This is a genomic window from Catellatospora tritici (assembly GCF_019083965.1).
GTDB lineage: Bacteria > Actinomycetota > Actinomycetes > Mycobacteriales > Micromonosporaceae > Catellatospora > Catellatospora tritici.
The window spans coordinates 443,644-466,789 of record NZ_JAHRCY010000003.1 but is presented as its reverse complement, the minus strand read 5'-3'; the positions used below and the strand labels follow the sequence as shown (position 1 = coordinate 466,789).

The window sequence follows — 23,146 nt, the reverse complement described above, 5'->3', positions numbered from 1 at the left end:
GCGCTACCCGCCGGTCACCGCACCGCGACCGTGCGACCGTCCTCTTCGGAGCGTTGGGCCGCGGCCAGCACCGCCACGACCTCGCGGGCGAAGCGCACGTCACAGGGGTGTCCGGGCCGCCCGGAGCGGACCTGGGCCAGCAGTTCGTCGATCGCCTGGCCGAAGTTGACCACGGGATCACCGGAGCCGCCGGGCAGATCCACCACGCCCGCGTCGCCGAACAGTTGGTAGCCGAACGGCTGCGCGGCGGGCGGCGCGTCCAGGGTCAGCTGCAGGACGCTGACCGCGCCGCTGTCGTGGCGGGCCAGCACGTGGCTGGTCGCCTGCGCGCCGCGCAGCGCCGACACCTCGGCCACCGGGCCGAGCACCGGCAGCAGCCGGGACAGCGCGTGCGGACCGAGGTCCCACAGGCCGCCGTGCTCACGCCGCCACAGCGACCCGGCGTACGGGCCGCCCTGGGCGAAGATCGAGCCGTACATGATGACCCGGGCCGAACTCCAGCCCCCGGCCGCCGCGGCGGTCTCCAGGGCCTGGCTCACCTCCGGATCGAACCTGGCGGTGAAGAAGACCACGCTGGCCACGCCGCTGTCGGCGACGGCCCGGACCACCTCGTCGGCGTCGGCGACCGTAAGCGACACCGGCTTGTCCAGCAGCAGGTGGCGCCCGGCGCGGGCGGCGCGGACGGCCAGCGGCGCCTGCACGTCCGGCGGCAGCGCCACGGCGACGGCCGCGCAGTCGGCGATGAGCGCGTCGGCGTCGGCGTACGGCCGCACGCCCAGCTCTTCGGCGAGCGCGGCGGTCTTGGCCGGGTCCCGGCCCCACACGCCGACCAACTCGGCCTCGGGGTGCGCGGCCAGCGCCGCGCCCTGCGTCACCTGGGCCCAATGGCCCGTCCCGAACAACCCGAATCGCATGGTGATCACCCTAGTGGGCGGCGATCACCGGTTGGCGACCTCGTCCTCATAGCGTTCGAGCACCCGCTTGGGCAGGTCGTGGTCGACGAAGCCGTTGAAGGCTCGGGCCTCCAACCGGTCGGGCAGCAGGGCGCGGACCCGGTCGGGGTAGCCCTGCCCCGCCTGCGCGATCCGCACCACGGGCGGCTCGGTCAGTTCGACGACGACGGGGCCGGAGATGCGCGAGGCGAAGTCCCACGGCTGGCCGGGCGACCCGGCGGCACACAGGTAGTAGGCGTAGACGCGGCGCACGTCGGCGACGGTGCGGGCGTCGGCGGGCTCGTAGCCCATGGTCTCGGCGGTGCAGATGACCTGGTCGTCGGCCTTGACCTCGTGGCCGTGGTCGTGGTGCTCGGCGGGGGTGGACAGTTCCAGCACCTGGGTCACCCGCTCGGCCAGCGCGGCGTCCAGGTCGACCGGGCTCAGCAGCGGCGAGAGGGCCGCGACCAAGGCGAGCGCCAGCAGCTCCGGCAGCACCCACCACGTGTTGCGGCGCAGTGCGGTCATCGACACCGGCACATGGTCGCAAAGCCGATGGCACTGCGCAACCATTGCTTGACCGGTACATACATGGTGCAATGTCGATGCCGTGGCGCCGCGAGGGCACCCGTGGGCGCGCCGCGGCACGCGCGTGAGCCGTGTTCGACGCGACGGACCGTCCCCCGCTCTGCCCGCACCGCGTTCGGTGCCGGCAGGGATGACTCCGCAGTCGCAGCACGGCCCGTCCCGCCGACGTGCGGTGCGTGTCCGTGCTGGAAAGGACAGCACGTGAACAGATTCAAGGTGGCCGCGATCGCGGCGACCGCGGCACTGGCCGCCGGAGTGGCGACCATGCTCCTCAACCCTGGTCCGGCGGCGGCGCACGGCGCGCTGCTCACCCCGGGCAGCCGCACCTACCTGTGCTATGTGGACGGCAAGAGCAGCACGGGCGAAATCAAGCCCACCAACGGGGCCTGCCAGAACGCCGCGGCCGTGGGCGGCACCCAGCCGTTCTACGACTGGTTCGGCGTGCTGCGCTCCGACGGGGCGGGCCGCACCCGCGGCTTCATCCCCGACGGTGCGCTGTGCAGCGGCGGCTTCACCAAGTACGCCGGATTCGACGCCCCGCGCAGCGACTGGCCGCTCACCCACCTGACCTCGGGGGCCAACCACAACTGGCGCTACAGCAACTGGGCCGCCCACCCGGGCTGGTTCTACCTGTACGTCACCAAGGACGGCTACAACCCCAACCAGGCGCTGACCTGGGCAGACATGGAAGAGCAGCCGTTCCTGAGCGTCGACCACCCGCCGATGTCCGGCCCGGCGCCGGACGGCTACTACTACTGGTCGGGCAACCTGCCCGTGAAGACCGGCCGCCACGTCATCTACTCGGTGTGGAAGCGGTCGGACAGCACCGAGACGTTCTACGGCTGCTCGGACGTGGTCTTCGACGGCGGCACCGGCCAGGTGACCGGCATCAACAACCCGCTGCCGAGCCAGTCCCCGGCCCCGTCGGTGTCGCCGTCGTCGGCGGGTTCCCCGTCGCCGTCGGTGTCCCCGTCCCGGTCGGCTTCGCCGTCACCGTCGGTGTCGCCGTCCCGGTCCGCCTCACCGGCGCCGAGCAGCCCGGCACCGAGCACGCCCACCGGGGCGTGCACCGCGACGTACGCGGTCACCAACAGCTGGAGCAACGGGTTCCAGGGTGAGGTGACGGTGCGCAACCCGGGCACGGCACAGCTCAACGGCTGGACCGTCAAGGCCACGTTCGCCAACGGGCAGACGGTGTCGCAGAGCTGGAACAGCACCTACACGCAGTCGGGGGCGGTGGCCACGTTCAAGAACGTGAGCTGGAACGCCGCCATCCCCGGCGGCGGCAGCACCTCGTTCGGGTTCCTGGGCGCGCACACCGGCACGAACAACGCGCCGACGCTGACCTGCACCAGCCCGTGAGATAACGCGAAAACAGCGGCGGGGGCGGCCCGAAGGCCACCCCCGCCGCCGCTTTCAGCGGTTACTTGACCAGCCGGTACGCCCGGATGATCGTCTGTTCCACGGTGTTGCCCTTGCTGTCCTCACCGGCGGCCTTGATGGAGACGAACCCCGCCTTGTTCGGGTGCAGGACCGTGACCAGCCAGCAGCCGCCCAGGTGCAGCACCGGCGCCTTCACCCAGTGCTTGCCGTCGTCGAACGACACCTGCACGGTCAGCTTGCGCAGGCTGCCCGCACCCGACTGGAACTGCTGCCACGGCGTCACCGGGATGACGGCCAGGCTGCCCGCCTTCGCGGTGTTGCGGTCGCTCAGCGCGGGCGCGAAGCCCAGCGCCGTGACCGGCAGCCGCGTCAGCTCGTCGGTGTGGCCGGAGCGGAAGGTCCAGACCGTCTTCTCCTTCGTCGACAGGATCGCCGGAGCGCCCCGCTCGACCGAGGACTCGATCCGGAACCGGCCCGGCGCCGCCGGCACGTCCTCGAGGAAGGCGAACGGCTCGGCCGTCTCCACGAGCAGCGCGCCGTCGCGGTAGACGGCCGTGCGGGCCGAGGTGTAGTCACCGCCGCCGGTGTGGCCGGCGGCGTCGCCGTACGGCCCGTGACCCACCAGCAGGAGGTCACCTTCGCGGAGCACATCGGCGTAGCGCTCGTCCCGGGTGAGCACCGGCCCGAACACCGCCTGGTTCCAGGTCTCCTGGTAGGTGCGCCCGGTCTGGTACTGCTTGCTGCCGCCATACAGCGACTGGACGTACGAGAACTGTTCCTCCCCGATGAGCACCTCGTCGAAGATGGGCTCCCACGTCACGTCGCCGGTGTAGTACTCGGCGCGGGAGTAGGGCAGTTCGGTGCCGATGGACAGCGCCGAGGCGCTACTGGCGCCCGGGATCCAGGCGATCGCGCCCTTGAAGCCGAGCGCGCCCGGCACGTGGGCGTAGTGCTTGGCCTGCACCTTGGCGAAGTCACCGACGTTCAGGTGCTTGGTGAAGCCGGTCATGATGCGGTCCGACTGCCACCAGGCGCCGTTGTAGATCACCGGGCTGGCCGACGCGTTGCCGTCCGCGTCGACCTGCGCGAACGTGCCGCCGGTCCAGGACAGCAGGCCCGGCACGGCTTCGCCGTCCAGCGGTCCCGAGCGGAGGTTCTCATAGCCGCCGACCGACGCACCGACCCCGATCGTGCCACCGTTGACCGACGGGAACTCGACGTTGATGTCAGCCGAGACGGCGATCGCGGTGGGATCGGGCACGGTCACGTCGAACACGCCGGAGTCGCGCGCGTCCATGGTGACCGTGCGCGCCCCGGTGACCACCAGGCGCGGGTACACCAGCTGGGTGACCCCGGTCTCGGTCGGCAGCCAGCTGAACAGCAGGTACGTGCCCGCCGGGACACGCAGGTCGGTGTCGGGGTTCTCGCCGCCGAACAGCACCAGCTCCTTGCCCGTCTCCTGGTTGTACAGGATGGTCAGGTAGTCCGTGGCCGGCTGACCCGCCAGGTCCAGGTGCGGCAGGCTGAGGGTGAACTTCTCCTCCTCGCGGTCCACCGCGAACGGAGTCGTCACCTTGACCGCGCCCGCGGTGGCCGTGATCCGGCCGCCGAAGTAGCCGGTCGCGGTGCCACCGCGCACGTCCGAGGTGAGCTGCACCGAGGCGGTGCCGCCCGCCGGGACGGTGAGCGTGCTCGCGCTGAGCGAGAAATACCCGGCCGGAGCCGCGGTGTCCAGTGCCAGCGCCAGCGTGACGTCGGCCGCGCCGCCGTTGCGGTAGGTGACCGTGCGCACGTCGACGGTGTCGTCGCCGTGCGGCCACTCCTGGCGGCCCAGGCTGACCACGGCAGGTTCGGCCGTGACCGACTGGTTGATCGCGCGGGCCACGTCGACCCGGCCCGCGCCCTGCGCGAACGGGCCGTCGATGGCCGGGTTCGGCGCCGCCGACCCGATCAGCGTGGTCTTGCGCCGCTCCGCCGACCAGTCGGGGTGCACCTGGGTGAGCAGCGCCGCGGCACCGGCCACGTGCGGAGTGGCCATCGAGGTGCCCGACAGCGTGGTGTATGGCTGGCCGGGCTCGCCCAGGAAGCCGTCCTTGCTGTTGGCGGCCACGATGTCCACGCCCGGCCCGGTGATCTCCGGCTTGAGCGCGGCGTCGCCGACGCGCGGACCCCGGCTGGAGAACTCGGCCAGGTCCTCGTTCTTGTAGACCGCGCCGACCGCGAGCGCCGCGTCGGCGCTGGCGGGCGAGCCGACCGTCTCGTCGCCGCCGGCGTTGCCCGCGGCGATGACGAACAGGATGTTCGACGAGGCGGTGAGGTCGTTGACGGCCTGCTCGATCGGGTCGATCTCGGGGCCGTCGGTGCCGCCGAGGCTCATGTTGACCACGTCGGCGCCGTTGGCGGCGGCCCACTGCATGCCGTCGAGGATCCACGACTCGGCGCAGCCGCCCTCGAAGCAGACCTTGCCGTCGAGCAGGGTCGCCCCGGGCGCCACGCCCTTGTACTTGCCGCTCGACGCCGCGCCGGAACCGGCAATGGTCGAGGCGACGTGGGTGCCGTGACCGACGTGGTCGAGGCCGTCCTCGTACTCGGTGGCGAAGTTCTGCTCCGCCGCCACCTTCCCGGCCAGGTCGGGGTGGGTCGCGTCGATGCCGGTGTCGAGCACCGCGACCTTCACGCCGGTGCCGTCGAAGCCCGCCGCCCAGGCCGCGGGCGCGCCGATCTGCGGCACGCTCACGTCGAGGCTGGGCTTGCGCAGCCCGTCGAGCCAGACCTTGCCCGGGTTGGCCACGCGGGCGTTGCCGCCGGCCGACTTCAGATTCTTCCAGTACGACCCGAGCTTGGCGCGCGGCGCCTTGGCCGCGTACCCGCGCAGGACCGACAGCCGACGCGTGACGGTCAGCCCGGCGGGCGCGGCGGCGGTGCTGCCGACCCCGGAGACCAGCAGCGGCAGCGAGTCACGGCGGTCGTAACCGGCCGCGAGCAGCCCGGTGATGTCGAACAACCGCAGGTCGAGCCGGTCGGCGCGCAGCATCGGCAGCGCGTCGGTCGGGATGACGTAACGGTGTCCGGCGCGGGTGTAGCGCAGGTACTGCACACCCTCGCGCGGGGTGATGCTGATCCTTTCGTCTCCGTGCGTGGTCACCCGGTCGCCGGTCACCAGGGTGACCGTGCGTCCGACTGCCTGAGCCTGCTGCTGGCCCGAACCCGTGCGGGCGGTGGCGGCCGGTTGCGGCCCTGCCATGCCCGGTTCCCCGGCCAGTAACGATGTGACGACGGCGGCGGCGAGTATGCCGGCCAGCATCCGTCGAGATCGCATGCGCGCTCCCCCATTCGGCGTCTGTTACAGACTGTCCACTCACGACGCAAGGTACTCATGCATCGCAATGCGTACACGCGGCAGACGTGCCGTTGGGTTCCACGAATTCTCAAGATTCTTCGAGCCGACGCCCACGGGCGGGCCGGAATCGGCGCGCCGGGGTATGGATGGAGGGCTATTTTGTTGGTACTCTCGCCGAAGTATCGCCTGGCGGTGCCGAAAAGACCGCCCGCTCCGGAGCTGATCGGGATCCGGGGCGGGCGGTCGGCGAGAAAGAGCCGCGCCACTGGGCAGGGCGCGGCTCAAGGAAGTAGATGGTCGGTGCGTGCGGTCGCCTCGCGGCGAGTGGCGCGACACGGCTCCAGCCGTACGGTATTCCGTGAAGGCTTTGTATTTGAGGCCCGGGGACACTGTCCACGCACCGACCTCGACCACCTTAGCGCCGATCCGCCCCACTGCCGAGGATCGTGGCCGTGATCACGTCAGGGAACATCCCCCGGTCGTGTTCCTGACGGCGGCCCATTCCGGCCATACGGCGCTTGCTCTGCGCTGACCTTGCCGCAAGGATGACCGGGTGTCCAACGACCCCTCCACCTCCGCCCAGTCGGCCGCGGCGCCGGCCGGCGCCGGACCGGCGGCCGCCGACGGCGCCGCCCGCACCCGCCTGGGACGCGACAGCGACAACGACATAGTCATCAGCGATCTGCAGGCCTCGCGACACCACGCCGAGCTGCGCCGGGTCGGCAACGCCTACCAGATCGTCGACCTGGGCAGCCGCAACGGCACGTTCCTCAACGGACGCCAGGTGGTCAAGGCCACCACGCTGCACGCCGGGGACCTGGTCTCGATCGGCCGCCACGAGATGCTCTTCGACGGCGGACGGCTGCACGAGCACATCGACACCGGCCCCGCCTCGATCGTCGCCGACGACCTGACCGTGCGCATAGACAACAAAATACTCATCGACGACGTCAGCTTCTCCCTCCAGGAGGGCAGCCTGCTGGCGCTCATCGGGCCCAGCGGCTGCGGCAAGTCGACGCTGCTCAAGGCGCTCACCGGTCTGCGCCCGGCCACCCAGGGCCGCCTGTGGTACGGCGGGCACGACCTATACGCCGACTACGCCCAACTGCGCTACCGCATCGGCATGGTGCCCCAGGACGACGTGCTGCACAAGCAGCTCAAGGTCCGCACCGCCCTGCGGTACGCCGCCGCGCTGCGCTTCGCCGACGACGTGCCGCGCAAGGTCCGCTGGGCCAAGGTCAACGAGGTCATGGAGACCATGCGCCTGAGCCACCGGGCCAAGGCACGCATCGACACCCTCTCCGGCGGTCAGCGCAAGCGCGCCTCGGTCGCGATGGAGCTGCTCACCGAGCCGTCGCTGCTGTGCCTGGATGAGCCCACCTCGGGCCTGGACCCGGCGCTGGACAAGGGCGTCATGACCGAGCTGCGCGAGCTCGCCGACAAGGGCAAGACCGTCGTCGTGGTCACCCACAGCGTGCTGCACCTGGACATGTGTGACCGGGTGCTGGTGATGTGCCTGGGCGGCACCATGGGCTACTTCGGCCCGCCGGACCAGCTGCTGGAGTTCTTCGGCGCCGAGGACTACGCCGACGTCTTCACCAAGATCACCGACGAGCCGGAGCGGTGGACTCGCGCCTTCCGCAACTCCCCGCTGTACGCCCGCTATGTCAGCGCCGTCGCCCCGGTCACCCGGCAGGAGCCCGCCCCGGCGCCCGCCGCCGAGCAGGCCCCGGCCGACCCGGTCGCGGCGATCCCCACCCAGCGCACCGACGAGCCGACGCTGCTGGACACCGGCGCCGTCGAGCTGCCGGTCAACCCGGCCGACGATGCCGAACCCGCCGCCCCGGCGGGCGTGGACGCGCAGGGCGTACGCATCCGGCCCAACGTGGCCGCGGCCAAGCCCGGCACCGTGAACATGGACAAACGCACGTTCCGGCTGTTCGCCCGCAACCCCAGCGCGCCGATCCGGCAGTACTTCACGCTGTGCCTGCGCATGCTGAACGTGATCTTCTCCGATCGCGGGTTCAGCCTGTTCCTGCTGGCGATGCCGCTGATCCTGGCCGGTCTGTCATACACCGTGCCCGGTGAGCACGGCCTGGCCATGCAGCGCACCATCACGCTGGAGGCGATGCAGCTGCTGGTGGTGCTCGTCACCGGCGCGGCGTTCATCGGTACGGCCGCGTCGATGCGCGAGATCGTCGGCGAGGCCCCGATCTACGCCCGGGAACGGGCGGTGGGCCTGTCGGCCGCGGCGTACCTCAGCTCGAAGCTGACGGTGTTCTTCCTGATCAACACCGCGCAGGTGGCGCTGTTCGTCTACCTCGCGCTGTTCAAGGGCACGCCGTCGGAGTACCTGGTGATCCCGAGCCAGACCGTTGAGATCATCGTCGCGATGGTGGCGGTGGCGCTGGTGTCGACCGTGCTCGGCCTGCTGATCAGCGCGTTGGCGCGGACCAGCGAGCAGACCACGCCGATCATGGTCGTGGTGGTCATGGCCCAGCTGGTCTTCTCCGGCGGTCTGTTCCTGCTCGCGGGCAACCAGATCATGGAGATCATCGCCTGGATCTTCCCGACCCGGTGGGGCTTCAGCGCCGCGGCGGCCACCGTCGACGTCGGCAAGATGCTGCCGAAGCTGTTCCAGGATCCGTTGTTCACACACAGCGCCGAGACCTGGTGGCGGGCCATCGTCTTCATCGTCGTACAGATGGTCGTCCTCACCCTGCTCACCCGTCTGGCCATGCGCCGCCTCGAACCCGGCCGCTCCTGACCCAGCCCCCCACCCAGCCCCACCCGGCCCCGCGGCGCCCCACCGGCCCGCGGGGCCCCTTTTCCCACCCCGTTGATCATGAACTAATGGACGTGTTCGACGGCGTGTCACCACCCTGACACCGTGATCACCCGGTTGCCCGGTCGCCTCGGTTGGCCCGGTCGCCCGGGTCGCGCCGGTCGCCGCGCTGGCCGCGGTCGCCCGGCTGCGTTGGCTGCGTTGGCTGCGTTGGCTGCGTTGGCTGCGTGCAGTTTCGGGGAAACTGCACGAAAACGGGCCAAGATTCCGGCACTTTCCCCGAACCTGCACGCATCGGCGCACCAACGCCAGGGCGGCGGGATGTCGGGGCGGCAGGGTGGCGCGGTGGCAGGGTGGCGGGGCGCCAGGATGGCGCGGCGACGGGGTGACGGAGTGTCAGGCGATGGGGACGCGGGCGGCGAGGGGGCGGCCGGTGAGGCGGCGGTACGCCAGGAAGAGCTCGCAGCCCAGGCACAGTCCGAACGCACCGTTCAGGAACGCCGCGACCAGTGCGAACCCGGCCGCGATCGCCCCGACGACCGCGGCACCGGACAGGTAACCGGCCGCCGAGACCAGCGCGAACACCAGCCCGACGAGCTGCGCGAAGCGCACCGGCGCCAGCGGCTCCAGCTCGGTGGGCGGGGCCAGACGCGGGGCGAGCAGTACCCGGTACAGCAGCCCGTACGGCCCCAGGCGCGGCCATGCCGCCGTCACCGCGAACACCGCCGCCTGTGCCAGCACCAGCCGGCCGGATCCGGTGAGCAGGACGGCCACCAGCACGATCGTGGTGAGGACGGCGCCGAAGCGGGGGCCACGGGGGTCGGTCATGCGGAACTCTTCTCGGGGTCGGCGACGGACAGCAGCGGCGCCACGGCGGCCAGCACCTGCGCCCGGGTGGGGGTGCCCTGGGCCCGCCCGGCGATCCGGCCGGTGGCGTCGATGACCAGGACGGTGGGCGTACGCCAGATGTCCAGCGCCCGCACCGCTTCCAGGCGGCTCTCCGCGTCGATCTCGACGTGGGCGACGCCGGGCACGGTCTCGGCCACGTGCGCGCAGATCACCCGGGTGGCGCGGCAGGGCGCACAGAACGCGGAGGAGAACTGCAGCAGGGTGACGGTCCCCGTGGGGACCCCGAGCTCGCGTAGCAGTGCCGGGTGGCCGTCGTCGTTCGACACCTGACGTACGGTACCCGCGCGCCGACGGTGGACCAGCCCGGCGACGGTCGCGGCGACCAACGCCACCACCGCCACCACCGCACCGGTCCCGTTCATCCCCTCAGCGTGGCACGTACCCCGGCCATGATCCGAGCACCGTCCCGAGGAACGGACGTGGTTCACATCCGCGCCACATCGCCGCCACATCGCAGCGCAGCGGGGATCGGCGTCAAGAAGGGGCCCTTCCACTACGGAAAGCGATAAGAAGGGGCCCTTCCTTACGTACGGGGGGCGGCGTGTTCGGGGAGGGCGAGTGTCTGGTCCTCGAAGACCAGCTGGCGCGCCGCGGAGCGGACCGCGTCGGCGAAGTCGGTGTCGGAGGCGTCCTCCCAGTCGGCCAGCTCGCCGGACAGCCACTGGCGCCAGGCGGCGGCGATCCGGTCGTACTCGGCGACGCCGCGTGGCGTGAGGGCCACGTCGCCGCCCGCCGAGGTGACGTAGCCGTCGGCGATGCAGCGCTGGTAGGCGGGCCACAGCACCTGGGGCGGCAGGTGGTAGTGACGGGCGATCTGGTCGACCCGGGCCCGGCCGTAGTGCTCGGCGAACAGCACGATCCGCGACAGGCACCAGGCCAGGCCGATGCCGCCGGAGATCCCGGCGGAGGCCAGCACGCCGGGGGCGGCGGTGGGGCCGCGGTGGCGCCATACCGTGGCGATGGCGCGTTCCAGGTTCTCCTCGCGGTCGCCCCCGTCGGGCATGCCGAAGCCCTCCCCGAGATCGGTGGCGGCGGCGCGGGCGGTGTCGCGCAGCGGCACCTGCTTGAGCAGCAGCGCGACCGCGGCGGCGAGCAGCCCGATGGGTACGGCGGTCCGGAACACGGTCTGCAGCGCCTCGGCGTACCCGTCGACGACGAGCGCGCGCAGCGGCTCGGGCAGCGAGCGCACCCCGGCGGGGCTCTCCAGCACACGCAGGTCGATCCCGGCGGGCATCGGCCCGAACCGCTCGATCTGCTGGCCGAGGGCGTGGGCGTACACGGTGCCGAACAGCGCCACCCCGAACGAGGCGCCGAGCGTGCGCAGGAACGTCACGCCGGAGGTGGACACGCCGAGATCGTGGTAGCTGACGGTGTTCTGCACGACGATGGTGAGCACCTGCATGCTCATGCCCAGCCCCAGGCCCAGCACGAACAGGAAGGCCGACTCCACCGCCAGGCTGGTCGAGGCGTCCATCAGTGACAGCAGGTACATGCCCAGCGCGGTGACCAGGCCGCCCACCACCGGGAACCACTTGTAGCGACCGGTGCGCCCGACGATGGTGCCGCTGGCCATCGAGGTGATCAGCAGGCCGATGACCATCGGCAGCATGCGCAGGCCGGAGGCGGTGGCCGAGGCGCCCTGGACGTACTGCATGAAGGTGGGCAGGAAGGTCAGCGCGCCGAACATGGAGAAGCCGACGATGAAGCTGAGGATGCCGCAGACGGTGAAGACGGGGTTGCCGAACAACCGCATGGGCAGCATGGGCTCGCGGGCGCGCAGCTCGATCCAGACGAACAGGGCGAGTGCGATCAGGCCGCCGACGCCCAGGCCGATGATGGTGGCCGAGCCCCACGGGTACTCGGTGCCGCCCCAGCTGGTCATCAGGATGAGGCAGGTCGAGGCGACGGCGATGGCGCCGATGCCCAGGTAGTCGATGATCGGGCGGGCCACGGTGGGCAGCTTCGGCATCGACACGGCACAGACGATCATCACGACGATGCCGACGGGGATGTTGACGTAGAAGGCCCAGCGCCAGGAGGCGTGGTCGGTGAACAGGCCGCCCAGCAGCGGCCCGAGCACGGTGACGACGCCGAAGACCGCGCCCAGGGCGCCCTGGTACTTGCCTCGTTCGCGCAGCGGGATGTAGTCGGCGATCAGCGCCATCGCGGTGACCAGGATGCCGCCGGCGCCCGCGCCCTGTACGCCGCGCCAGGCGATCAGCCAGGCCATGTTGTGGGCGAAGCCGCAGAAGAACGAGGCGATCAGGAAGATCGTGATGCAGACCTGGAACAGCGTCTTGCGCCCGAACAGGTCGCCCAACTTGCCAGCCAGGGCCGTGGCGACGGTCTCGGCCAGCAGGTAGGCCGTCACCACCCAGGAGAGGTGGGAGGCTCCGCCGAGGTCCCCGACGATGGTGGGCAGCGCGGTGCCGACGATCGTCTGGTCCAGCGCCGCCAGCAGCATGCCGAGCGCGACCGTGAGGAACACGGCGTTGCGGCGTGCCGAGCTGAGCTCGCCACTGCGGTCCATGCGTTCACACTAATTGTCCGCTTTATGCGCGCGGGCGATCTCCCGCGAACCGGTCCCGCCCCATGTTGATCGCTCATGTTGCCGGGCAATCGTGCGTATCTTGACCACCGATACGCCCGATTGCCCGGCAACTTTGTGGATCTGGACGGCGCTCGCGCCGGTCACCCGGTCACCCGGTCACCCGGTCACCCGGTCACCCGGTCACCCGGTCACCCGGTCACCCGGTCACCCGGTCACCCGGTCACCCGGTTACCCGGTTACCCGGCCGCGCGGTCGACCGGGTCAGCGGGTGAAGCCGGCGGTGATGCGGGTGAAGTCCCAGTCGGACTGGGCGATGCCGCTGCAGTTGGAGACCACGCCGCCACCGGCGCAGCCCCGGTCGCGGTTGACCGACCAGAACGCCAGCCGCGCGATGGCGTGGCTGTTGGCCCAGTCGCGGATCTGGGTCCAGGTCGCGGTGCTGGTCAGCTCCTGCTGGTCGGACAGGCCGTTCATGCCGGAGATGCCGATGTGGGCGTACGCGGTGGCGTCGCTCCAGCCGTACGCCGTCTTCAGGGCGGTCTTCAGCCCTTCGGCGGCGTTGACCGTGTTCTGGTACATGTTGGCGCCGCCGCCGAAGTCGAACGGCATGATGGTGAAGATGTCGATGTTGGTGCCCAGCGCCGCCGACTGGTTGATCAGGCGGGTGCCCCACCAGGACGGGCCGGTGGTGGAGGTGCCGAACGTGATGATCGTCTTGATGCCGGGGTTGTTCTGCTTGACGATCTTCAGCGCGTTGAGGATGCGGTCCTGCACGACCTCGTTCTCGAACTCGTCGGTGTTCTCGATGTCGATGTCGATGGCCTTCAGGCTGTACGCGTTGATGACCTGCTGGTACGCCCCGGCCAGCGCGGCCGGGGTGGAGCAGTTCGGGCCGAGCTTGTTGCCGCTCCAGCCACCGAACGACGGCACGATGTCGCCGCCCGCCGCCTTGATCGCGTTGATGGTGCTCTGGTCGGCGCCGCCGGTCAGCGGACGGCTGCCGTCCCAGGCCGGGGTGCAGCCGCCGCCCGACAGCACGAACGCCATCGTGAACCACTTGATGCCGGTGGCCGACATGACCGTGCTCGGGGTGGGCGGGTTGCCCCAGCCGACGTAGTAGTACGGCGCGGCGCCCTTGAAGCCGCTGGTGGTGCAGCCGGTGGTGGTGGCCGACGCCGCGTTGCTGGCCGCGGACTCGCCGTTGCCGTTGTACGCCTTCACGGTGTAGGTGTGCGCCGTGCAGGTGCCCAGCCCGGTGATGGTCGCCGAGGTGCCCGTGACGGTGGCCCGCACGGTGGTGCCCTCGTAGACGCGGTAACCGGTGACCGTACCGGTGGAGGCGCCCCAGCTCAGCGCGATGGAGCTGTTGGTGACGGTGCCGACCGACGGGTTGCCGGGCTTGCCGGGGACCCCGGCCGGGGGCGGCGAGGAGGGCGGGGTGCCGCCGCCGCAGGAGGCGCCGTTGACGGTGCAGTTGAGCGGATTGCCGGAGCCGCTCACATTGAAGCCGAACGAGGCGGTGCCGCCGGGGTTGATGGTGCCGTTCCAACCCGCGTTGGCGGCGGTGACGTGCTGGCCGGACTTGGTGACGACCGCGTCCCAGGCGGTGCCCATGGTCGCGCCGCTGGGCAGGTCGAACTGGACGTTCCAGCTGGTGATCGTGCTGGAGGTGTTGTTGGTGACGGTGAACTTGCCCTCGTAGCCGGTGCCCCAGTCCTGCACCTTGGTGAAGGCGGCGGTGGCGGCGTAGGCGGGGGTGGAACCGATGAGGGAGGCGGCACCGGCGATCAGGGCCACGCTGAGGGTGGCGAGACCGGCGCGCAGGGATCTTCTCATGGCGGGGGGAGCCCTTTCGTCGTGTAGCGCGCGGCGGGCGACGGCTTCGGGGAGCACGTCGCCCGACGGCGAGCTTGGGGACTTCAGGCGCTCATGAGCTTGGGTACACCCTAAGGTTTAAGACTGTTAACAGTAAAGAGTGTTGTCGATTTTATTTGTGCCACCATCGCCCGGTGCTCGCAGCCGCGCGGCGGCGTGAAAAGGGGCCCCTTCTGCTACGGAAAGCAATGAGAAGGGGCCCTTCCTCAACCCTCAGAAGCCGAAGCCGGCGGCGTAGGAGGCCTGGGCCAGCACGGCCTGGCCCGAGGTGTTCGGGTGGAAGTAGTCCCAGGTGCTGACCTGCGACAGGACGAACGGGTAGTTGAAGACCGCGTTGTCGTCGATGTCGCAGTTCGGGCCGTACGCGGCGCAGGCCTGGGCGAGCTGGGTGTTGAAGTCGACGACTCGCTGCCGCACCCGGTCGCGGCGGTCCACGTCGGCCTGCGCGGTCGAGGTCGGGTTCGCCAACAGCGACTGGCAGATCCCGAACAGCGACCAGGTCGAGCGGGCCGAGGAGTTGTCCTTGCCGACCTGCCACAGCCGCTTGACGTCCGGGATGGAGATCAGCGCCACCTTGGCGTTGGGCAGCCCGGACTTGAGCGTGTTCAGCGCCGAGTCGATCGAGGCACGGTACGACGCGACCGAGGTCATCGACGCCTCCGAGCTCGTGCAGGCGTCGTTGGCGCCGATCAGGATCGTCACGTACTGCGCGTTCTGGCCGACCGCCGTGGCCGCCTGGCCGGGCATGTCGGCGGCCTTGGCGCCGCTCTTGGCGTCGTTGTAGTTCTTGCCGCTGATGGCGGAGTTCTTGGCCAGGATCCGCGAGTAGTGGCTGCTGACCGAGGCGTAGTTGCCGGTGCTGAACGACCGGGCGGTGCAGTCGGTGTACCAGCCGCAGGCGTTGAAGCCGCGGGTGATCGAGTCACCCATGCTGGCGATGGAGTTGGGTGGGGTGACGGCGGCGGCGGCCGGGCTGGCCAGCAGCATGACCGCGGCCGCGGCGGCCGCGAGCACGAGGGAGGGGCGCGCGAGGCGCATGGGGGCCTGCCTTCCGGGGGGACGGAGAAGACACGGACGGGGGTACGACTCCCGCGCGGGCACGCGGTTACCGAAGGGTAATATCTAGGTGACCTAGGTCACAAGACGTTCGTCCCTATCGGGCATCCCGTTCGGACAGTCCCGCCTCGTCCTGATAGCGGACCCGGGCCGCTTCGTCGCGCAGCACCACCTGGTCCGGTACCAGCAACCGGTACGCCAGGTCCCGCCCGCCCTGCGGCAGCAGCGCCAACAGCCGGGTCAACGGGCCGAGCCGCCCCGGCACGAACACCTCGAAGCGGGGTCGCCGGATCGCCCCCAGCACCGCTCGCGCCACCTCGGCCGGGGTCAGCCGCCGCACCGAGCCGTGGCTGGTGCCCACCGCGAGCTCCGTCTCCACCACCGACGGCATCACCACCGTCACCTGGACCCCACTGCCCGCCAGCTCGTGCCGGGCGGCCAGGGCGTAGCCGTACACGGCGTGCTTGGTGGCGGCGTAGGTGGCTTCGCCGGGCGGGCTGATCCGGCTCGCGGCCGAGGCGACCGTGACGATGTGGCCGCGACCCCGGGCCCGCATGCGCGGCGCGGCGGCGAGGAAGCCGTGCCGCACCCCGTGCACGTTGACGTCGAACTGGCGCCGGGCGGCCGCGTGCGGCTCGGCTCCGAACGGGCCCACCCACATCACGCCCGCGTTGTTGACCAGCACGTCCACCGGGCCGAAGGCCTCCTCGGCCCGGTCCAGGAAAGCGGCCACCGAGGCCGGGTCGGTCACGTCCAGCGCCACCGCGAGCGCGTCGCCCGGCAGCGTGGCGGCGGTCGCGGTCACGGCGATCTCGTCGAGGTCGCCGAGCACCACGCGAGCACCCGCGGCGGCCAACTCGGCGGCGATCGCCGCCCCGATGCCCCGGGCGGCACCGGTCACCGCCACGGTCAGCCCCGCGATCGCCCGTGCCATCCGGCCGCTCCCTACGTCGTCGTGCGCGCCACCATACCGGCCGCGGGTGCCGGGTGGAGGGTCGCGGCCGTCTGTCGGAGCGCGCGCAGCAGGTCCTGGGTGATGGGGCGGGTACGGCGGCTGGCGGTGACCGCGCCCAGGTAGCGGGTCGGGGCCGGACCGGACAGTGGCACCGCGGTCACCTCCGGTGGCGCCGTGGTCAGCGCCACGAACGGGACCACGCCGATGCCGACCCCCGCGGCGACCAGCGACAGCGCGAAGCCGTAGTCGGTGGCGCGGCAGGAGATGCGGGGCGCGAACCCGGCGATGGCGGCGTACCCGGCGAACATGTCGGCGATGCTCTGGCAGCCCTGCACCCACCGCTGCTCGGCCAGGTCGGCCAGGGCGAGCCGGTCCCGGTCGGCCAGCGGGTGACCCGGGGGCAGCACCACGAACAGGGGGTCGTCCAGCAGCGGCGTCCACAGCAGACCCGAGCGGTCGCCGGGGCGCACCGGCGGCGGCCCGTCGAAGTGGTACGCCAGTGCGAGGTCGGCCTTTCCCTGCCGGACCAGGGCCAGGCTCTCCTCGGGTTCGTGCTCCAGCACCGTGGTCTCCACGCCGGGGTGGGACTCGGCCAGTCGGGTGAGCGCGGGCGGCAGCAGCCGCTGGCCGCCGCTGATGAACGTGGCCACCGCGAGATGGTCGGGATTGGCTTCGGCGAGCCGGTCCAGGCGCACCCGGGCGTGGGTGAGTTCGGCCAGCACCACCTCGGCCGACTCGACCAGCACCCGGCCCGCCGGGGTGAGTTCGGTGCCGCGCGCCCCGCGCGCCACCACGGGCGTGCCGACCGAGCGCTCCAGCGCCGCGATGTGCTGTGAGACCGCCGACGGGGTGAGCAGCAGCGCGTTCGCGGCCCGGCTGAAGCTGCCGTGCGCGGCGACCTCCCGCAGGATGCGCAGCCGCTGGACGTCGATCATCAGTATTCCTTAAAGGTCATGAAGCAAGTAATGACTACTGCTTATGCCTGCGAGCTTGCAGGCTGAACGCATGAAACGTCAAGCCTGGCTGCTGCTCGCCGCGATGTCCGTGCTGTGGGGCATCCCGTACCTGTTCATCAAGGTCGCGCTCGTCGACCTGCCGCCGGTGGCCGTCGCCTTCGGCCGCACCGTCGTCGCGGTCGCGGTGCTGCTGCCCATCGCCGTACGCGCCCGGGCCCTGGCCCCGCTGCGCGGCCGCTGGGGCGCGGTCAGCCTGCTCGCGATCGTGCACGTGGTCGCGCCGCAGCTGCTCATCACGTACGGCGAGCTGCACGTCAGCTCCGGGCTCACCGCCCTGCTGCTGGCCGTGCAGCCGCTGGCCATCGCCGCCCTGGCGCTGCGCGTCGACCCGGCCGAGCGGACCGACCGGCGCAAGCTGCTCGGGCTGCTCGCAGGCCTGGTCGGGGTGGCCGCGGCGGTCGGCTTCGACCTCGGTGGCGGCACCGGCTCGCAGCTGCTGGGCGCGGGACTGGTGCTGCTGGCCGGAATCTCGTACGCGCTGGCCACCACCCTGGTCAAGAAGCGGCTGGCCGACGTGCCGTCGCTGGGCGTAGTCACCGGCACCACCGGCATCGCCACCGCGCTGCTGGCCCCGCTCGCCGTGGTCACCGCGCCGACCCGGCTGCCGGGCGCCTCCGCCGTCGGGGCGGTGCTGGTGCTCGGCCTGCTCAGCACGGCTGCGGCGTTCCTGCTCTACTACCGGCTGATCGCGCTGGCCGGGTCGGGCACCGCCGGGTTGGTCTCCTACACCAGCCCCGCCGTCGCGGTGCTGCTCGGCGTGCTGCTGCTCGGCGAGCCGATGCACGCGAGCACCCTGGCCGGGTTCGCCCTCATCCTCGGCGGCTCCTGGCTGGCCACCCGCCCGGCCGCGCCGCGACAGCCCGCGCTGCGAGCCGCCGCCACCACCTCATGACGTCAGCAGCGTCCGCCACTGCGCCGCCGGCAGCGATGCCGGCGGCCGCCCCTGCCGGGCGAACAGGTTCGCCACCCGCCGGGCGTGCTCGTTGTACGGCGTGGCCACCCCGTGCAGCCGCCCCAGCAGCACGATCTCGCCGTTGAGGTAGTCGGCCTCGATGCTGCCGGTGCCCCGGGCCAGGCTCTGCCACGACGAGCTGCCGCCCCGGGGCGTGCCCGGCACGTCCTGCCGCCGGATCGTGTCGCCGCGACGCAGCCGGTCCTCCTCCGCCGACGCGTGGTCGATCCCCGCCGCGTCGAGCACCGCGACCGCCTCCGCCCGCAGCAGCTCGCCCAGCTCGGCTGTCGCCTCGTCCCGCACGCACACCGCGTCGACCGCGTTGGACAGGTTCACCAGCAGCTTGCGGTACTTCCAGCGCATCACGTCCGGGCGCGGGCTCGCAGCGAATCCCGCGTCGCGCAGCGCCCCGGCGATCCGCTGCGCGACCTCGTCCACGCCGTACGGGTAGCGGCCCAGGTCGAGGATGCCGGGGGTCGGCGCGCTGTGCGCCACCACGACCCCGGGCTCGAGGTGGGTCGCGGGGAAGGCGACGCAGATCGCGTACACGTTCGGAAACAGGCGCAGGGCGGCGCGCTCGTTGGCGACGCCGTTCTGCAGGCAGGCGACCGGCGTGGCCGGATCGACGGTCGCCGCCAGGGCGCGCAGCGCCGCCTCGGTGTCGTTGCCCTTCATCGCCAGCAGCACCGCGTCCACCGGATGCGGCACCTCGGCCGGGTCGGCGTAGGCGGCGATCGGGAGGGTCCGGGTGTCCTCCGGCGTGGCGAGGGTCAACCCCTGACGCTGTATCGCCGCCAGGTGGGCACCCCGGGCCAGCAACACCGTCTCGTGGCCGGACGCGTGCAGCAGGGCACCGGCGGCACCGCCCACGGCACCGGCGCCGTACACCAGGAAACGCACGATCACGCAGCCTACTTCACAGACAGTGCCGCAGCGGGCACGATGGCTGCATGCCTGAGGGGGGAAGGCTGGCTCAAGCTCGGCAGCTCGTGTCCCGGCTGGACTTTCCCGCCGCCCAGCAGCTGCTGCGCGACGAGCTGGCACGCGCGCACGCCGATCCGCACTCGGCCGACGAGTCCGAAGCGGACACCGCCGCGCTGTACGCCGGAGTGATGCTGCAGCTCAACGAGCCGCACACGGCCCGCACCTGGGCCGCGTACGCGCACACCGCCGCCCGGCTGCAGCACGGCGAGTTCGACCGGCGCACCCTGCACGCGCTGGGGCTGCTCGCGCTGGCCCAGCACCGCACCGGGGCGCTCGGCCGGGCCGGGCTGCTCTACACCCAGCTCGTCGAGGACCTCACCCGGGTCGAGGGCCACCGCGGCGACCGGACCCTGGCCGCCCGCGCCGACGCGGCCGTGGTCGACCACGCCCGGGGACGCTGTGAACAGGCCCGCGACCAGCTCGCCGACGTCGTCGCCGCGTACGAGCAGCGGCACGGCGCCGGGCATCCGACCGCGATCCGGATGCTGGTCCGGCTGGCCGGGATGTGGCGCGACTGCGGTGACTTCGACCAGGCACACCGGCTGCTGGCCCAGGCCCGTACCGACGCCGTCGAGCTGCCCCCGGGCGACGACCTGCACCGGCTGCTCCATTCGGCGACCCGCGCCCAAGCCGACCCGCACCACCACTGCGGTGTCGACCCCACCGCCGAGCCCGACGACGACGATCCGCCCCCGCCCACCGGCTCGGCGTACCCGCCCGCACCCGAACCGCCGGACACCTGGCCGCCGCCCCGGACCGCCGAACCCGACGCGTGGCCCCCCGCCCCACCCCCCGCGCCGGACACCTGGCCGCAGCCCCAGGCTCCCCACGAGTGGCATGCCGACGACGACTCCGCCGCCGAGCGCCGGTTCACCGCCACTGATGGCTGGACCACGACACGCGACGAGCTCGACGGCTGGGCCACGACACCCGACCAGCTCGACGGCTGGGCAGCGAGCGCGACCGGCACCGACGCCTGGCCCCTGACCGGCGACCCCGACGACCGGGGCGCGAGCGCTCGAACCACCGGCTCCTACGCCGAACCACTGGTCGAGGTGTCCACTCCGCGGCACGCGGGCCGGGCCTCCACCGACCACTGGCCCGATGACGAGATCTTCGAGCCCGAGCCCACCCCGGGCGTCGGCCGACCGGCACCGGGCCGGGGTCCGCGCCCATCCCCCCGCCCCACGCCCCCAGCCGCCCCGGCGCCGCTGCTGACCACCTTCGGCACGCAGGCCGCGCCCGTCGCGCCCGGCCGGTACCCGGCCGGGCCACCGGTCACCGGCCGTCCGGCGTTCGCCGATCGGCCCGTGTTCCCTGATCGGCGGCCGTACCGGGACGATCCACCCCGCACCGAGCCCACCGGGCGGCGGCGAGGCCGCTTCGCCGCCGGGCTGGCGGTGGTCGCCGCGCTGGTGGCCATCGCCGCCGTCATTGTCACCCTGATCCTGGTCAACGGCTCCGAGCAGCCCGCCGAGCCCTCGTCCCCCGGCCCGGTCGGCCCCTCGACCCCGCCCGCCGTGTACGGGCTGACCCTGCACGACGAGGGACGGCAGATCCAGCTGTCCTGGACCTATCCCGCGAACGTGGCGGCGCCGGTGATCGTGTCGGTCGCGTTCGCCGGACAGCCGATGCGACCGCTGCAGTCGCTGCCGGCGGGCACCGAGGTGGTGACCGTCCCCGGGCTCGACCCGGACCGCGACTACTGCCTGACCATCACCCTCGCGTACGCCGCCGACCGGATGGTCATGGCTCCCGCCGTCTGCACCGAACGCTGACACCACCGCCCACAATTCGACCGCAAACGCCGACCATGAGCGGTGAGCATCCTCGATGATCGCCACTGGTGGTCAAAACAGCTGCCTGGAGTGGCCGGATTGACCGAAGGCGACGATCTTCGGGCGGCGGCGGGCGGCGGGCGGTCAGGTGGGGTCGTGGGTGGAGGTGGAGGTGGAGGTGGAGGTGGCGGCGCGGGCGGTGAGTTGGCGCAGCCAGAGGCTTTCGCGCTGGCGGCGGTGCATGGTCCCCAGCAGCGCCTGCGGGAGCGGGCCGTGCCGCAACTGCTGGGCCACCAGCCCGGCCAGCGTCATCACCGGCATGTCGTAGGCGCTGTCGGCGGCGAACAGCAGCAGGTCGCGCACCAGGTCCGGCGGGAGTTCCGGCGGCAGCAGGGGGCACAGGGCGCCGAGGACGGCATCGGTGTGCCAGCCGCCGTCGGTGCCCCGGTGCGCGAGCAGGGCTCGGACCAGGGCGATCAGGGTCGGGGGTGGGAGGGCCGCGGCCATGCCGGGCAGGCTCGTCTCCCCGGCGCTGTCGGCCATGCCGCCACCGCGGCGCAGACTGACCAGTTCGGACGCGGCCTCGGCCAGGTCATGGGCGGCGATGTGGGCCTCGATGCGCGCCAGGCGCTGCGCGTACGTGGCCGGGGCGGTCATCGGGGTACCGCCGCGGGAGGCCCGTCCACAGTGGTCGGTGTCTTCATGTCGGCGGATTGTAGGCACCTCCCCCGACATTCCCACCCGCCCAAGCCCGCGCCAAGCCCCGCTCCAGGATGCGGTTTCGGGGAAACCGCACGAACAGAACCCCGGATTCCTGCCGCTTCGGGGAAAGCGCAGAAATCCGCTCCGCAACAGCGGGAAGTGCGTGAAGCCCCGCCCGGCCCCGCGAAACCTGCGGCGGGCCGGACGGGGCCGGGAAGGAAAGCGGTCAGCCGGCGCGGCGGTTGGCCCAGAGACGGGGGCCGCCGCCCTGGGTCTTCTTCGGCACGAACGCCTGCTTGCCGTGCGCCTGCTGCTGGTTCTGGCCCTTGCCCTTGGCCCGGCGCTCGGCCCGGTTCATGGGCTGGGGCTCCTCGGTCTCGGCGGGCTCGGACGCGTCGGACGGCGAGCTGTGATCTTCACGCATGGTGTCTCCTGTGGATGCGGGTACGCCGACGGCTGCCGTGTGGGCAGCGGGCGTGCAAAGACGGGTCAGGACGAGCCGTGCGTCGCGGCGACGTCCCGGACGGGTTCGGCCTCGAGGCTCGAAGCGGCGGCACGCTCGGCGCGCGTCAGGCGCGCAGCGTGGGATCACGCTCAGATGTACATGGCCAGGAGCCTAGCAGGCCGCACGATCATCCGCACCCGCGCGACGGGCGTGCCGGGGTCGTGTTCAGCCGCGCCGGTAGAGCAGGTCGAAGATCTGCCGCCCGGCGGCGATCCCGCGCTGTTCGAACTTGGTCAGCGGCCGGTGGCCGGGGCGGGGTGCGTAGCCGTCGTACAGGTTGACCAGGTGTTCGTCGGCGTCGAGCACCTCGGCCATCTGTTCGGCGTAGTCGGCCCAGTCGGTGGCGCAGTGCAGCACGCCGCCGACGGCCAGCCGCGAGCGCAGCAGCGCGACGGTGTCGGGCTGGATCAGGCGCCGCTTGTGGTGGCGGGCCTTGGGCCACGGGTCCGGGAAGTAGACGTGCACGGCGTCGAGGCTGCCCTCGGCGAGCATGTGCCGGACCAGGTGCAGCGCGTCGCCCTGGGCCACGCGCACGTTGGGCAGGTCCTGCTCCTCGACCACGGCCAGCAGGTTGCCCAGGCCGGGCGGGAAGACCTCGACCGCCAGGTAGTCACGGGCGGGGTCGGCGGCGGCCATCGCGGCGGTGGCGTCGCCCATCCCGGAGCCGATCTCCAGCACGAGCGGAGCCCGGCGACCGAACAGCGACTGCTGGTCGAGCGGGGTCCACGGCTGCGCGATGTCGACCCCGTAGCGCGGCCACAGCCGGGTCAGCGCGTCCTCGTGCCGCCCGCTCACCCGCCCGCGACGCGGGTAGAAGGTGGTGATGCGGGTCATG

18 protein-coding genes are annotated in these 23,146 nt (G+C 72.0%); 4 read left to right on the top strand and 14 right to left on the bottom strand.

From position 1 onward, the window contains the following. Window positions 1–14: 14 nt before the first annotated feature. Together KUA19_RS09250 and KUA19_RS09245 are read right to left on the bottom strand one after the other, a co-directional pair. The gene (locus KUA19_RS09250) at window positions 15–914 is read right to left on the bottom strand and encodes a Gfo/Idh/MocA family protein (RefSeq protein ID WP_217395717.1); all 900 of its coding nucleotides are present in this window, start codon (window positions 912–914) and stop codon (window positions 15–17) included. A 24-nt stretch (window positions 915–938) separates the two neighbouring features. Then, a complete protein-coding gene (locus tag KUA19_RS09245; protein WP_217395716.1) occupies window positions 939–1,466 on the bottom strand; it encodes a hypothetical protein in 528 nt (175 codons plus the stop codon). 255 nt (window positions 1,467–1,721) lie between these two features. On the opposite strand from KUA19_RS09245, the gene KUA19_RS09240 reads away from it, so the two are divergent. Continuing rightward, window positions 1,722–2,882, top strand: a complete 1,161-nt coding sequence (locus tag KUA19_RS09240) for a lytic polysaccharide monooxygenase (protein ID WP_308167393.1) — start codon at window positions 1,722–1,724, stop codon at window positions 2,880–2,882. A gap of 61 nt (window positions 2,883–2,943) precedes the next feature. Here KUA19_RS09240 and KUA19_RS09235 read toward each other — a convergent pair whose 3' ends face one another. Then, on the bottom strand, window positions 2,944–6,222 hold the full coding sequence (locus KUA19_RS09235; RefSeq protein ID WP_217395715.1) for a S8 family serine peptidase: 3,279 nt from the start codon (window positions 6,220–6,222) through the stop codon (window positions 2,944–2,946). A 574-nt stretch (window positions 6,223–6,796) separates the two neighbouring features. Between KUA19_RS09235 and KUA19_RS09230 the strand changes: the two genes are divergently transcribed. Beyond that, window positions 6,797–9,010 (top strand): ATP-binding cassette domain-containing protein, encoded by a 2,214-nt coding sequence (locus KUA19_RS09230; protein WP_217395714.1) that lies wholly within the window; start codon window positions 6,797–6,799, stop codon window positions 9,008–9,010. A gap of 414 nt (window positions 9,011–9,424) precedes the next feature. Here the strand turns inward: KUA19_RS09230 and KUA19_RS09225 are convergent, their stop codons facing one another. From KUA19_RS09225 to KUA19_RS09195, 7 genes are all read right to left on the bottom strand, one after another. Continuing rightward, window positions 9,425–9,856 (bottom strand): DUF4395 domain-containing protein, encoded by a 432-nt coding sequence (locus tag KUA19_RS09225; RefSeq protein WP_217395713.1) that lies wholly within the window; start codon window positions 9,854–9,856, stop codon window positions 9,425–9,427. Next, window positions 9,853–10,299: a TlpA family protein disulfide reductase gene (locus KUA19_RS09220; RefSeq protein WP_254549000.1), complete on the bottom strand. Its 447-nt coding sequence runs from the start codon at window positions 10,297–10,299 to the stop codon at window positions 9,853–9,855. The genes KUA19_RS09225 and KUA19_RS09220 overlap by 4 nt, the downstream gene beginning before the upstream one ends. Before the next feature lie 161 nt (window positions 10,300–10,460). Further along, on the bottom strand, window positions 10,461–12,467 hold the full coding sequence (locus KUA19_RS09215) for an MDR family MFS transporter (protein ID WP_217395712.1): 2,007 nt from the start codon (window positions 12,465–12,467) through the stop codon (window positions 10,461–10,463). 282 nt (window positions 12,468–12,749) lie between these two features. After that, the gene (locus tag KUA19_RS09210) at window positions 12,750–14,324 is read right to left on the bottom strand and encodes a cellulose binding domain-containing protein (RefSeq protein WP_217395711.1); all 1,575 of its coding nucleotides are present in this window, start codon (window positions 14,322–14,324) and stop codon (window positions 12,750–12,752) included. A gap of 252 nt (window positions 14,325–14,576) precedes the next feature. Beyond that, on the bottom strand, window positions 14,577–15,401 hold the full coding sequence (locus KUA19_RS09205; protein WP_217395710.1) for an SGNH/GDSL hydrolase family protein: 825 nt from the start codon (window positions 15,399–15,401) through the stop codon (window positions 14,577–14,579). Between the two features lie 115 nt (window positions 15,402–15,516). Further along, window positions 15,517–16,353, bottom strand: a complete 837-nt coding sequence (locus KUA19_RS09200; protein ID WP_217395709.1) for an SDR family NAD(P)-dependent oxidoreductase — start codon at window positions 16,351–16,353, stop codon at window positions 15,517–15,519. Window positions 16,354–16,364: 11 nt separating this feature from the next. Then, entirely contained in the window at window positions 16,365–17,309 is a 945-nt protein-coding gene (locus tag KUA19_RS09195; protein ID WP_217395708.1) for a LysR family transcriptional regulator, read from the bottom strand. 70 nt (window positions 17,310–17,379) lie between these two features. On the opposite strand from KUA19_RS09195, the gene KUA19_RS09190 reads away from it, so the two are divergent. Further along, on the top strand, window positions 17,380–18,282 hold the full coding sequence (locus tag KUA19_RS09190; RefSeq protein ID WP_217395707.1) for a DMT family transporter: 903 nt from the start codon (window positions 17,380–17,382) through the stop codon (window positions 18,280–18,282). Here KUA19_RS09190 and KUA19_RS09185 read toward each other — a convergent pair. Next, on the bottom strand, window positions 18,277–19,242 hold the full coding sequence (locus KUA19_RS09185) for a ketopantoate reductase family protein (protein WP_308167392.1): 966 nt from the start codon (window positions 19,240–19,242) through the stop codon (window positions 18,277–18,279). The two genes, KUA19_RS09190 and KUA19_RS09185, sit on opposite strands and share 6 nt — an antisense overlap. A 50-nt stretch (window positions 19,243–19,292) precedes the next feature. On the opposite strand from KUA19_RS09185, the gene KUA19_RS09180 reads away from it, so the two are divergent. Continuing rightward, the gene (locus KUA19_RS09180; protein WP_217395887.1) at window positions 19,293–21,104 is read left to right on the top strand and encodes a tetratricopeptide repeat protein; all 1,812 of its coding nucleotides are present in this window, start codon (window positions 19,293–19,295) and stop codon (window positions 21,102–21,104) included. A 144-nt stretch (window positions 21,105–21,248) separates the two neighbouring features. On the opposite strand, the gene KUA19_RS09175 is transcribed toward KUA19_RS09180, so the two are convergent. The 3 genes from KUA19_RS09175 to trmB form a co-directional block, all read right to left on the bottom strand. Beyond that, on the bottom strand, window positions 21,249–21,761 hold the full coding sequence (locus KUA19_RS09175) for a hypothetical protein (protein ID WP_217395705.1): 513 nt from the start codon (window positions 21,759–21,761) through the stop codon (window positions 21,249–21,251). Window positions 21,762–22,032: 271 nt separating this feature from the next. Continuing rightward, a complete protein-coding gene (locus KUA19_RS09170; protein WP_217395704.1) occupies window positions 22,033–22,230 on the bottom strand; it encodes a hypothetical protein in 198 nt (65 codons plus the stop codon). Between the two features lie 246 nt (window positions 22,231–22,476). Then, window positions 22,477–23,145 (bottom strand): tRNA (guanosine(46)-N7)-methyltransferase TrmB, encoded by a 669-nt coding sequence (trmB, locus tag KUA19_RS09165; RefSeq protein ID WP_217395859.1) that lies wholly within the window; start codon window positions 23,143–23,145, stop codon window positions 22,477–22,479. Window position 23,146: the final 1 nt, after the last annotated feature.